A 13,582-nucleotide genomic window follows, 5' to 3' on the forward strand; every position below is an offset into this window, starting at 1 on the left:
TGTCTCGTCCTGAAATAGCGTTACACTAAAATGAAAGTGTAATGAAAAAAGAACCACAGACGACTTATGTAAAGCGCACACAGAAAGACTATACGATGTCTTTTAAACTTCGAGTAGTGGGCGAAATAGAGCGCGGAGAGCTTACCCGATCACAAGCGTTAAGCAAATATGGGATTCAGGCTAAATCGACTATAGTGGATTGGTTGAAAAAATATGGTAATTTTGATTGGGATAATCAAAGTTATAACCCCATGCCCAAGAGTCCAGAACAACGAATCATCGAGTTAGAGCAAAAAATAAAGCTCTTAGAAAAACAGAAAGCCCGTGCAGAGCATATCGCCGAACGAGCAGACAAAAAGGCTATTTTGTTCGATATGATGATAGAGCTTGCTGAAAAAGAATATAACATTCCTATCAGAAAAAACTCCAAACCCAAGTAATCGATATGTTTAGGGCATATTATGATGAAAGTATCTCATCGACCTGTGAGTTACTTGGGGTCAGCAGGCAGGTGTATTACAGAGCAATTACATCCAGAAAAAAACGGCAAGCCACGGCCGAAAAAGTCCTCGAACTGGTCAAAGAGGTCCGTATGGAACTTCCTAAGGTTGGAACAAGGAAGCTGTACCATATCTTACAAGACCCCTTACAAGATCTGTCCGTAGGGAGGGATCGTTTATTTGCTATACTTAAGGCTAATCATTTGTTGATAAAGCACAAGCGAAGTTACCATATAACCACCAACTCGCACCATCGCTTCAAAAAGCATAAAAACCTGATCGAAGATAAGGTTATTGATAGACCAGAACAACTATGGGTAGCGGATATTACCTATATAGGAACCAGGCAAAACCCCATGTATTTATCGCTTATCACAGATGCATATTCCAAAAAGATTGTTGGATACTCCCTATCCAATACCTTGGAAACAGATAGCTCTGTTAAAGCATTAAAATTTGCTATTAAAAACAGAAGTTACCCTAAAAAGCGATTAATACATCATTCCGACAGAGGTTTTCAATATTGCAGTAAAGAGTACCAGAAAATATTGGCGAAAAACCACATAAAATGCAGTATGACTGAATCCTATGACCCTTATCAAAATGCTGTTGCCGAACGTATCAATGGTATTTTAAAGCAGGAGTTCTTGATCGATATCCAAAAGTTAGATATCAATACCGTGAAACAAATCGTGAAACAAAGTATCGCTATTTACAACGCAAAAAGACCACATCTGTCATGTGCTATGAACACGCCAGAAGACATGCACAAACAAAATGAAGTAAAAATAAAATCGTACAAAAAGAAAATATCCCATCAAACGATCGTTTGATGGGATATTTAGTATTTTTAATCCTGTTAATCCTGTAACGCTTTTTTAGGACGCTACACTATTCGGACATTCGGGTATCCGTGACTTTTAAAAAATTACTATAATCTGTTCACTTCCGCATTTTCTCCCGGATTTCTGGGCATGGTACCGAAAATATGGTCCCATAACGGAGAAGACACGCCAAAGGCCCTGTCCGGCTCCCTGTAATGGTGGATGGAGTGGTGGTACCAAAGTATTTTAAGGAAGTTGTTTGGAACCTTAAATGCGTGTACCGAATAATGAACGGTAAGATAGGCGTTATATCCTATGAGGAATCCTGCAAGGAAACCAAAAGCGTAATCTCCCATCATTGCCCTGTAAAGTACAAAAAACACGGTGGCAATAATAAGACTGAGTACGGGAGGCATGGCCAGCCTGGACTTGTCTTTCGGATAATCGTGGTGTACACCGTGCATGGTGTATGCTATTTTTTTTCGCTTTTCCGTAGTAGCCGGCATATGATAAAAATAGCGGTGCATGAGATACTCTACAAACGTAAAGAATACAGCGCCTGCCATAAAGAGCAATATCATTTCCGGGACCTGGAACCCTTTTTCTACGATTCCGTAGTAAATGAGTACCGCGGCAATCACTGTAAATATGATCAGCGGCATGGAAATATGTGTGTGCGTCAGCTTTTCCAGGACAGGATTGTTAAACAGTTTTGCAGAACCTTTGTTTTTGGGACGTTTGTACTTTGTCGATTCCATAGAAATAAGATTGAAAAGTTATTCATCTGTTGGTTATCGGTCTGTATACAAAACAGCAACATCTGTGGAAATCCTGTAAAAACTGATAACCAATTCCTAAAATAAGCCGTTGAGTTCGGCATCGATCTTTTGGATGACATTACCGAGATCTTCAGGGCTATCTACAAAATTAAGCTTATCTACATCAATAATCAAAAATTTTCCCTTATCATAAATATGTGCCCATGCTTCATAGCGTTCATTGAGCCTGCTGAGGTAATCGATAGATATGGAGTTCTCATATTCCCGCCCTCTTTTATGGATCTGGCTTACGAGGTTTGGAATGGAACTTCTCAGATAAATAAGCAGGTCTGGTGGCTGTACCAGGTTTTCCATGAGCTCAAATAACGACTGGTAATTTTCAAAATCCCGATTGGTCATCAGCCCCATGGCATACAGGTTTGGTGCAAAAATATAAGCATCTTCGTATATGGTCCTGTCCTGGATGATGGTCTTGCCACTTTCCCTTATCTGCAATATCTGCCGGAACCGACTGTTAAGAAAGTAGATCTGGAGATTAAAACTCCAACGTTCCATTTGCGTATAAAAATCGTCGAGGTAAGGATTGTCCACTACATCCTCGAACTGTGCCTCCCATCTGAAATGCTTGGCTAACAATTTGGTCAAAGTGGTCTTTCCGGCACCAATGTTCCCGGCTATGGCAATGTGCATAGTATGATAATAATTGAGTGATAAATATTTTTCTAATGTAAATATACAAGTTATCCTTGTTCGGATAAAATATTTTTGGCCGGGTTCCGGTATAAATATATCGCAACGTCTGCGGTTTAATCTCGTCCTTAAGTATATAAGAAAGCGAATTTGAAAATGTTAAAAAATGACATCTGCTCCTGATTTGTGCATAATGATGTGTTCAAAAAAGAGATTTCCCGCATTCTTTATTATATAGTAACGAAGCCGGTTCCGGTTTTCGTACCCGAACTAAAAACAGTGTTGGAGATAGTGATAACCGGTTGGTCTGCAAAACTTACGCTTTGGTATAGGGATGCCGGTGATTGATCTATTTTATTTTCAAAGGGAAATACAAGCATTTAAATTTACTTTAAAAGACAACCACATACCTCTTCGGAACACCTTTTTGCGTAGCAGCTATGGACAGTACCGGAATCATTAATAAAAAAAGAAAACAGATGAAAAAAATGAAAGAAATAACGGTTACGGGTTTATTATTAGTAGGTCTGTTATGTCCCGTTTCCGCTCAGGATTTCCAGGGAAAAGCAATCTATGAGAGCAAAACCAACGTAGATATGGACTTTGAAGGTATGGATATGTCCGAAGAGGAGAAGAAGAGAATAATGGAAAGGATGAAACAGAATCTTGAAAAAACCTTTATCCTGGATTTTAATCGTACGGAATCATTATATAAAGAAGAAGAACAATTAGAACGACCCGTAGCGGAAAGGGGAGTTATGGGTATGGCGGTTTTTGCAGGTCCGGGAGGAGGGGGGATTTACTACAAAGACGTGAAGAATTCAACGTATTGCAACCAGGTAGAAGTGTTCGGGAAAATATTTCGTGTAAAAGATTCCCTGCCCGGCTTACAATGGAAACTGGAGAATGAAACCAGGAAGATCGGAGAATACACCTGCTATAAGGCTACAGCCATAAGAAAAGTATCCCTGCCCGAATTTTCAGTGCGACCGGCGAAGAGAAAGAAAAGGGAAAAACCGGCAGATTCGCATGAAGAGTCTTCCGGGGCAGCGGATAGGGAGATTGTTATAACAGCATGGTATGCCCCGGAAATTCCTGTCAACCTGGGTCCCGGAGAATATTGGGGACTTCCGGGACTTATCCTGAAAGTAAGTACCGAAAGGACTACCATCACATGTTCGAGGATAGTATTGAACCTACAGGATAAAGAGAAAATAGAAGCTCCTAAAAAAGGGAAAGAGGTCTCTCAATCTGAATTTGATGAGATCATGCGAAAAAAAATGGAAGAAATAAAGGAAATGCACCGGGGTGAAGGAGGAAACCGGAGCGATGGTGGTAGAGTTTTCCGTATCGGTGGATAGATCGATCCGGATGGAGGGATTCTTCCGACACCTTATTATGTTTAAATAGTGATTACGGCTATGAAATACTACATATATTTTTTCCTGGGATGTTTTTGTGTTCCTTCTGTTTGTGCGCAGTCGGTTGCACTGGGGGGGACTGTAAAGGATAGTACCGGTGTTTTTCTGGAAATGGCCAATGTGGTAGCCATAAACCGGGAGACACAGAATCTCGATGCTTTCGGGGTGACAAATAGTGAAGGCAGATACCGGTTACAGCTGAACCGTGGAAAGACCTATGATGTCAAGGTGAGTTATTTGGGAATGAAAACGGAAGAGTTCACCATAACCGCACAGAAAGACATTTTTAAAGAAATTGTTCTTCTGTCCAGGGCCGATCGTTTGGATGAAGTTGAGGTTACTTACGAAATGCCGGTCACCGTAAAAGGAGATACTATAATATATAATGCGGATGCTTTTAATAAGGGAACGGAGAAAAAGCTGAAGGACGTACTGAAAAACCTCCCTGGTGTTGAAATAACTTCAGACGGAGAAATAGAAGTGGAAGGCAAAAAGGTGGGAAGGGTAAAAGTGGAAGGTAAGGATTTCTTTGAAGGCGATTCCAAGCTGGCGGCAGAGAATATTCCTGCTAATGCGGTGGATAAGGTCGAAGTATTGCGCAATTTTAATGAAGTTTCCCAGATGAAAGGATTGACCAATGACGACGATAATATTGCGCTCAATATTAAGCTGAAGGAAGGGAAAAAGAACTTCTGGTTTGGCGAGATTATGGCAGGGGCAGGTCCGGATGAACGCTATCTGGTCCATCCCAAGTTGTTTTATTACAGTCCGGAATACAGCCTGAATATCATTGCGGACCTAAACAATATCGGGGAGTTGCCGTTCACTATGCGGGACTATTTTAATTTTACAGGTGGGTTCCGGACTTTCAATCAAAGGGGAGGTACCAATTTTAATCTGTCGTCCAATGACCTGGGGCTGTCGCTTATGCAGAATAACCGGGCCAAGGAAATAGATACTAAATTCGGAGCTTTCAATTTTAGTTATTCCCCAACCGGTGCCTGGGATGTGGGTGGCTTTGCTATTTATTCCTATTCGGATACGAAAATGCAGACCGATGCGTCGCGAACTTTTATAGAATCCGGAGAGACGGAACATACCTCAACCGGAACCGATCAGAAAAGTAAGCTGGGACTGGCCAAGCTGAATTCCGTTTACAAGCCCAATGCGGACCTGCAGATAGATTATGATATTTTACTGAAAATGTCAGATCAGGAGGAGGTCATGGATCGGGTGTCTGTTTCGGATGTTACCGATGACATCCGGGAATACAAAGAACAGACCCCGCTTACTCTTACGCAGAGCGCCAATATATATTATACCCTGAACAAAAAAAACATTTTTACGGCAGAGATGAGACATATGTATCAAAACGAAGATCCGTTCTACAATGCGATACGTGATCTACAGCCTTTTCAGGGAGTGTTGCCTTTTGACGACGGACAGAGCGAGTACAATATTAACCAGGAACGATTGGTAAAGACCAACAGGGTCGATGCCATGATAGATCATTACCTGATAACCGGAAAGAAAAGCCATTTCAATTTTACTTTTGGGGCTACCTATAGCCACCAGGATTTTAATTCGGATATTTTTCAAATCCTTGATGACGGTGCCATGATGCCGTTGGAAGGGGAAAGTTATGCCAATGATGTTACGTATGACTTTTCGGATGTTTTTCTCGGGTTTCATTATAAGCTGGTAGCGGGCATATTCACACTAAATCCCGGTTTTACCCTGCATAGCTACAGGACGGAAAATAAACAATCGGGTTCATCTGTAACCGATAGTCCGTTTGCGGTGCTACCGGATGTCTATATAAATCTTCAGTTTAAAAAATCGGAAAATCTTAGGTTTAATTATGGCATAACCAGGGAATTTACCGACATCAACAAGCTGGCGCAGGGGTATGTTTTTAATAATTATAATGCCATATACAGTGGTAACAGGGAATTGGAGAGCGCCCTGTACCATAATCTTTCCCTGAATTATTTCAGCTTTAATATGTTTAACTTCACCAATATTTTTGCCGGCCTGTCCTATAATAAACGCATAAATGCTTTGAAGAGCAGTGGAAGTATAGAGGGAATTAACCAGGTGAGTACAACTATAAATTCCGGTTTTGAGGATGATGTGTTTACTGCATCGGGCCGGTATGAAAAACGATGGAATCACTACAAGGCTTCGCTGCGGGCAAACCTATCCTATTCCAGGTTTAACAATATAGTGAATGCAGAGAGACGGATTTCCGAATCGTTTACACAGGATTATCAGTTCAGTATGGCGACCAATTTCCGGGACATCCCCAATGTGGAACTGGGATATGGCTTTAACCGGAATAACTATGACAACGGGGGGAACGCGACAACATATTTTACGGACAAGCCCTTTGTACGGATGGATGCCGCCTTTTTAAAAGGATTTATTTTTACTGCCGATTATACCTACAACCACTACAGGGACAAGGAAAAAACGGTGAAGAACGAATATACTTTTCTGAATGCCGATCTTTCGTATCAGAAAAAAGATAGTCCGTGGGAATATAGTGTGGGAGTGACTAACATATTGAATAACGGAGAGCTGAACCAGGATAGTTTTGATGAACTTTATTTTAATAGTTCCAGGTACCTGGTTCAGCCCCGTTATACGATAATGAAGATAAAGTACAACCTGTAATTGCCGGACGAATTATATGATTTCCGCAGTTTCCAGCGCTTTTTCCAGGGCAACTGCCCTTGTGGTTTCCATTGCGGTCCCCTCGGCACGAAAGATCTCAATGTCTGTCATGCCCAGAAAACCGAGAACGGCTTTCAGGTAACCCGGAATAAAATCATACCCCTGGTTTGGCCCTTCGGTATAAACGCCGCCGGAAGCGAGCGCGATGTAAACTTTTTTACCTTTTATCAGTCCTTCCGGTCCGTTTTCCGTGTAGCGGAAGGTTATTCCGGCCCTTGCAACATGATCAATCCATGCTTTTAACTGTGAAGGAATGTTGAAGTTGTACATAGGGACGTCCAATACCAGGGTGTCCGCTTCAAAAAGTTCCCGAACCGATCTTTCGGATTGTTGTATGGCCCGGATGTCTTCGGAAGTACGATCTTCCTCAGGGGTGAAAAATGCGGTTACCGTTTCGGTCTGCATATGCGGAAAGCTTTCTCGGACCAGGTCCCTTTCTTTAACCCGTATTTCGGGATATGCTTCTTTTAATCTTTCTATAATGGCATTTCCCAGTCGGGTGCTATAGGAGTTTTCTCCCTGGAGACCGGATTTAATGTGCAATATATTTTTCATGTTTGTAAAGTTTATTCAAAAGTATGTATCTTTACTTTACAATTGTGAGTAGTATACCAAAGGTTAGTAGTAACCTTTAGGTTACTTGATGTAATTTTATGTGATAAATCATGAAAACAACCATTTCCAAAGAAACCTGTCAAAAACGATTAAAAGGTATTGACGATGCCTTGTATGCCATTGGTGGAAAATGGCGGCTGAAGATCATCATTGCACTAAAGGAAGACTGTACCAGGTTTAATGAGATACAGCGGACCATTGGCATTTCAGCAAAAATGCTTTCGGTAGAATTAAAAGAGCTGGAACTCAACGGCTTTTTAAAGCGCGAAGTACATACCGGACCCCCCGTAGTTGTGGAATATAAAATAACCGAATACAGCGATTCCCTTGAAGATGTTCTGCAAGCCCTGAGCGACTGGGGAGAAAAGCACAGGGAAAAGATAAGGCAGGAGCGTTCCTGAAAGCACATTGTGCCTGATCCTGATAACCATATTTTGCCAACAAGAAACCCGCTCAAACTTCAAGCGGGTTTCTTGTGGTGGGACTTCCGGGATTATTGTGGAACCCATTTATAGAAGAATCGATGCTTTTTTAAGCAGATCAACATTTCGAAGACACTTTTATCAAAAAATAAAACCGATCTGTTTTCCTGTTTTTTTACCAGATACCTCCTCTTGTTTTTGCATTCTACCTATATTTTAAAGCGTTAAAATTAATTATACGCAAATATTGTACAATATTTTATTAATTATGTACAATTTTAACATGAATTAACTATATATTTTTACCCTGAGATATTGATATGGCCTATCTGATATTTGAATTTTACCGATTTGATTTAAAAGATATAATAACTTAAAAGCTATTTTTTCTTTTGATCCGTGTAAGTGTGAAGCTCTCTTCCGGGAGTGTGGAATCAATTTAAAAACAGTGGTCTTATAGATAAAAAGCCGATAAAATTATACGGTATACCCCCCTTTTTCGTATAACATAGATTCTTTTTGCGAGCCTGATCCGAATAAGAGCACGTCATGATTTGTGATTTGTTTCAATAAGGAGCACTATAGAGTGTACGATAACAATACATATCAGAGGAAAATGCTCAGCAAGGGTGACGATCAAAGGTACTCATAATCCTAAAGGATACTCTATCAATGCAGCCTGCTCTCGAACCTCGGGGGCAGAGAGGATACGAATAAAACAGCCGAAAGTCTTTTAATTACAGTCGGATGCTAAGTGATTGTTAGCTATAACCTAACATGTTTACGCGTGTAATTGACCTGAAAAATTATCCCACTAAAACTATTTTACTTATGAAAACTGAATTAATGGAAAACTGCAATTCCTTTTTGAAAAAAGTGGTCTTGTTTTTTATCAGATTATTTTTTCTCTGGAGTTGCCCTTTAGTATTTACTTTAGCTCCCCAAAGTGTTTTTTCGAAAGATGTAAACAGTATAACTCACACAGAACGGATTGACGAGGATTTGGAATTAAGTCTTTTGCAGGTTGAGGTGAACGGTACTGTTACCGACACCGAAGGAATACCTGTGGCAGGGGCCAGTGTTTTGGAAAAAGGAACGTCTAATGGCACACAGACCGATTTTGATGGCAATTTTTCCTTGGAGGTGACGGATGAAAATGCTGTTTTGGTCATTTCGTATATCGGGCTCACCACCAGGGAAATTCCTGTGAAAGGGGAAAACAATATTACAGTGGCCCTGAAAGAAGATGTGGCCAAATTGGATGAAGTGGTGGTGGTTGGGTATGGGTCACAAAAAAAATCGGACCTCACCGGCTCCGTAGGAACTGTAAAATCGGACGACCTGAAAGAACGTCCGGCTTCATCCTTAAACCAGGGTTTATCCGGGCGGATTACCGGGGTTAATGTCTCCTCAAATTCAGGAAGGCCGGGCGGTAGGGCTAATATTCGTATACGCGGATCTAGTTCAATCAGTGTATCCAACGATCCCCTGTATGTAGTTGACGGGGTTATCCTTAATGCCGTAGGCCTCCAGAACGGGAGTAGTCCTATCGATTATCTCAACCCGAATGATATCGCATCTATCGAAGTATTAAAAGATGCGTCATCTACGGCTATCTACGGTGCAAGGGGAGCCAATGGGGTTATCCTTGTGACGACCAAAAAGGGCTCTTCTCAAGGAGGGAGAGTGACATATGATGCAGATTTTAGTGTAGGGGTAACCCCGAGGCATTTACCCGTATTAAACGCCGAAGAATTTCTAAAGGTCGAGGAAATCATTTATGCGAATGCTGAAAAGTATGATCCTGTGGGCTGGGCAACAGGAACAAAATATACTGATCCCAGGACCAAGAGGACAAACCCCTTGCTCTTTGATGCTAACGGAAATCCATTGTACGATACCGATTGGCAGGACGAAGCCTTCCGGAAAGCATTTACACAAAATCATCAATTAGGCTTTACTAATGGAAACGAAAACGGCAATTATGGTGTATTCCTGAATTATCGTAACGAAGAGGGCGTTGTGTATGGTTCATGGCAAAAAAGATATTCGGGGCGGTTTACATTTGATTCCAATATTAAAAGTTGGCTTAAAGTAGGGGGAGTTTTAGGATATACCGATCAGAACGAGAAACAAATCGATCAATTAGGCGGAGGAGGTATTACAACGATGCGGCAGGTGCTGGAAGCATTGCCGATTATTCCCGTGCGGTATGAAGATGGCTCCTGGGCCAGCAACCGGGATTACCCGGGAATGGAAGGAGGCGACAACCCTATCCGGGTGGCAGATGAACGCTTATATTATCTCCGGACACAAACCATATTAGGTAACGTATATGCCAATATACATCTAACGGATGATCTGGAATTCCGTTCCATGATAGGAGCTAATATGATTAATCAGCGGACAGACTATTTTGCGGCGGCAGGCTTGCAGTATATTTCTAACCTTGGCAATGCTTCCGTTACTAACAATCGTTACAATTCATGGCAGTTTGAAAATTATTTAACCTATAACAAAAATATTTCCGACAATCATTCAATCAATGCCATGCTGGGTTTATCATGGCAACATATAGATCAGTTCGAAAACCTGGCCAGGTCCGAAGGCTTTTCTGATACCTATTACGAGTTCAATAACCTTGGAGCGGGTACTACCGCTTTAACCCCCGCATCTAATAAAACCGCTTATGGTTTGAATTCGTATTTCACCCGTCTGAACTATTCATTTAAAGATAAGTATCTGGTGACATTTACCGGCCGGATCGATGGGTCTTCTAAATTCGGTGAGGACAATCGGTATGCCTTTTTTCCATCTGCTGCACTTGCATGGAAAGTCATTGAAGAGCCGTTTATGAGTAAACAAACAATCATATCTAACCTGAAATTACGAACCAGCTATGGTGTAACCGGGAACTCCGAACTTCCCGCTTATCGTGCCCTGGCAGGTCTGGGTAATTACGAGGTTATTTTTAACGGAGCACGAGAAGTTGGTGTAGGAAAAGGACGTATAGCGAATAATGAACTGCAATGGGAAAAGACCAACCAAATAGATGTTGGTATAGAATTGGGACTTTTTTCAAACCGGGTGAATATGGAGCTCGATCTGTATAGAAGAAAAGTAAATGATATGCTGTTGGATACCCCGATTCCGCGCAGCAGCGGATATAGCAGCATATTTTCCAATATTGGAAGTATGGAAAACAAAGGGGTGGAATTTACGCTGAATACAATTAATATAGATCAGGGAGACTTCTCCTGGAATACCACCTTTAATATTTCAATCAACGAGAATAAGGTGTTGGCGCTTTCCGGCGGCAGTGATATATATTCCGGCTCTACAGTGATCCGGGAAGGGGAACCGGTGGGATCTTTCTTCGGAAGAGTGCACCTGGGAACCTGGTCTACTGCGGAAGCCGAAGAAGCCAAAAAGTACAATATGTTACCGGGAGATGTAAAATATAAAGATTTAAACGGGGATGGCAAGATTAACGATCTCGACAGGGATGTCATCGGAAAAGGTGTCCCGGACGGCTATGGGACATTGCTCAATACATTCAGGTACAAAAACTGGTCGTTAACCGTAGATCTGCAATTTATGTACGGTAATGATGTGCTTGACAGGAGTATTCACTCGGCAGAGGACCGGCAGGGCATAGCCAACAGTTATAAAACTGTTTTAAACGCATGGACAGAAGACAACCAGAACACACCTATTGCGCAAATCAGGCCTATTAATGCGTACTATACGACCAATGACGATAGTCATAAAGTAACAGATGCTTCGTTTATCCGGGGAAGAAACCTGCTTTTGGCATATAGATTTCCCTCTGATATCGCTTCAAAAATAAAACTAAGCAGCTTACGGATTTACGGATCTGTGCAGAACTTCTTTGTAACGACAAAATACAAAGGATATGATCCTGAGGTGTCTAATGGCAATTTTGCTTTCAGCCAGGGATTCGGATTATACGATTATCCTCGTCCCAGGGTATTTATGTTGGGAATTAATGCCACACTTTAAATGAACACTTATTTAAAATCCAGAAAAATGAAAAAAAGAATCTATATAAACGTTTGGATAGTTTTTGGAACGGTATTATTGGGGTTGACCGGCTGTTCCGATTTTCTTGATGAAGAAGATCCCAGTAACTTTACCGTTGATAAATACTTTACCAAGCCTCAGCATGCCAGGAGCTCGGTAAATGCCATTTATGCCAAGATGCGCGATCCGATGAACAGTGGTTTCGGCGGTGCTGCCTGGTCCATGCTGGAATTTGCCACAGGCCTGGCGGGTACCGATTTGGGACAGGCTGTAGACAGTTATTTTGTTAAGGATTTAAATAATACTTCCGACAACAGTTACAGTCTCACTTATTGGACATCATATTACGAAGGAATCGCCAATGCAAACCTATCCATTCAAAAGATCCCGGGTATAACGATGGACGAAAAAGAGAAAAAACAGCTTTTGGGTGAGGCCTATTTTTTAAGAGCATGGTACTATTTCAACCTGGTCAGGATATTCGGACATGTTCCTCTCATTACCGAACCGGTGGCCGCAGTCCAATCAGATAATTTAAAACCTTCCCAGGCCGGCCCCGAAGAAGTCTATGCCCTCATTGTAGAAGACCTTAAAACAGCAGAAAGCGCAGGGCTTTCCTGGTCAGATTCTTCCGGAAGGGTAAGTCTCGGAGCAGTAAAATCGCTATTGGCTAAAGTATATCTTACTATGGCCGGATATCCTTTACAAAAAGGGAATGCATATTATGCCCTGGCAGCCCAAAAAGCCGGGGAAGTAATCGAATCGGGCGAGTTTAAGCTTTTTGACAACTATGATGCCCTGCACGACCCTGCCTATAAAAATATAGAAGAGCATATTTTAATGATTCAATACCAAAGCCAGATACTTCCATCAAACTGGCAGGTATTTATCATACCTTACAATAAAAATATTTCCGCATATTCTTCCGAAACCGGGGGGATTTACGCCACCCAGGATTTTGTGAAGTCTTATGCTCCCGATGATCTACGGGCCGGGGAAGATCAGTTCTTTTTTACTAAGTTTACACACCAGGACGACAGAAGTAAAGAAGTAGATCTGGGAGGATATTTTATCTACAAGCATCTCGATCTTGAAGCCCAACTTTCCACGGGGAACAGTAATCTGAACTGGCCACTGATACGGTATGCCGATGTATTGCTTATGTATGCCGAAGCTTCCAATGAAGTCAATGGTCCTACAACCGCTGCCTACGATGCCTTGAATGCCACCCGCCACAGGGCCGGATTATCCGATTTGGACAATCTTCCCAAAGACCAGTTCAGGGAAGCGGTGTGGAAAGAACGGTGGTACGAGCTATGCTTTGAGAATATGACCTGGTTTGATATGGTGCGTTTGCGGAAAGTATTTAATGTGAGTACCAAACAGTTTGACAATTTTGAAGGTCATAGCTTTTCATACGGACCGACCCTGGGAGAACGGGAACTCTTATTTCCTATTCCTACTTCCGAAATACTTAATAATTCCAACCTGGTTCAGAATATGGGATATTAAGCGTGTAACCATCAAACTATCAGGAAGAAACGTTAATGG

General features: G+C 41.7%; 10 protein-coding genes. 7 read left to right on the top strand and 3 right to left on the bottom strand.

What is annotated here, in order from left to right; translation table 11 throughout:
* Nucleotides 1–41: 41 nt before the first annotated feature.
* On the top strand, nt 42–440 hold the full coding sequence (locus tag ACVBDY_RS14010) for a hypothetical protein (RefSeq protein ID WP_447173800.1): 399 nt from the start codon (nt 42–44) through the stop codon (nt 438–440).
* 5 nt (nt 441–445) lie between these two features.
* On the top strand, nt 446–1,333 hold the full coding sequence (locus tag ACVBDY_RS14015; protein WP_447173799.1) for an IS3 family transposase: 888 nt from the start codon (nt 446–448) through the stop codon (nt 1,331–1,333).
* A gap of 98 nt (nt 1,334–1,431) precedes the next feature.
* Here ACVBDY_RS14015 and ACVBDY_RS14020 read toward each other — a convergent pair whose 3' ends face one another.
* On the bottom strand, nt 1,432–2,082 hold the full coding sequence (locus ACVBDY_RS14020) for a sterol desaturase family protein (protein WP_447176091.1): 651 nt from the start codon (nt 2,080–2,082) through the stop codon (nt 1,432–1,434).
* A 96-nt stretch (nt 2,083–2,178) separates the two neighbouring features.
* Nucleotides 2,179–2,793 (bottom strand): deoxynucleoside kinase, encoded by a 615-nt coding sequence (locus tag ACVBDY_RS14025; protein ID WP_447176092.1) that lies wholly within the window; start codon nt 2,791–2,793, stop codon nt 2,179–2,181.
* A gap of 479 nt (nt 2,794–3,272) precedes the next feature.
* Between ACVBDY_RS14025 and ACVBDY_RS14030 the strand changes: the two genes are divergently transcribed.
* Together ACVBDY_RS14030 and ACVBDY_RS14035 are read left to right on the top strand one after the other, a co-directional pair.
* On the top strand, nt 3,273–4,154 hold the full coding sequence (locus ACVBDY_RS14030; protein ID WP_447176093.1) for a GLPGLI family protein: 882 nt from the start codon (nt 3,273–3,275) through the stop codon (nt 4,152–4,154).
* Between the two features lie 60 nt (nt 4,155–4,214).
* Nucleotides 4,215–6,890, top strand: coding sequence for a carboxypeptidase regulatory-like domain-containing protein (locus ACVBDY_RS14035; RefSeq protein WP_447176094.1), 2,676 nt, complete (start codon nt 4,215–4,217; stop codon nt 6,888–6,890).
* A gap of 12 nt (nt 6,891–6,902) precedes the next feature.
* Here the strand turns inward: ACVBDY_RS14035 and ACVBDY_RS14040 are convergent, their stop codons facing one another.
* A complete protein-coding gene (locus tag ACVBDY_RS14040) occupies nt 6,903–7,505 on the bottom strand; it encodes an FMN-dependent NADH-azoreductase (RefSeq protein WP_447176095.1) in 603 nt (200 codons plus the stop codon).
* Nucleotides 7,506–7,615: 110 nt separating this feature from the next.
* Here ACVBDY_RS14040 and ACVBDY_RS14045 point away from each other — a divergent pair, with 110 nt between their 5' ends.
* From ACVBDY_RS14045 to ACVBDY_RS14055, 3 genes are all read left to right on the top strand, one after another.
* On the top strand, nt 7,616–7,966 hold the full coding sequence (locus ACVBDY_RS14045) for a winged helix-turn-helix transcriptional regulator (protein ID WP_447176096.1): 351 nt from the start codon (nt 7,616–7,618) through the stop codon (nt 7,964–7,966).
* An 852-nt stretch (nt 7,967–8,818) separates the two neighbouring features.
* Entirely contained in the window at nt 8,819–12,010 is a 3,192-nt protein-coding gene (locus tag ACVBDY_RS14050) for a SusC/RagA family TonB-linked outer membrane protein (protein WP_447176097.1), read from the top strand.
* A 27-nt stretch (nt 12,011–12,037) separates the two neighbouring features.
* Complete coding sequence (locus ACVBDY_RS14055; protein ID WP_447176098.1) at nt 12,038–13,543, top strand: RagB/SusD family nutrient uptake outer membrane protein; 1,506 nt, start codon at nt 12,038–12,040, stop codon at nt 13,541–13,543.
* The last annotated feature ends 39 nt before the right edge of the window (nt 13,544–13,582 follow it).

The organism is Sinomicrobium halophytocola, assembly GCF_052983395.1.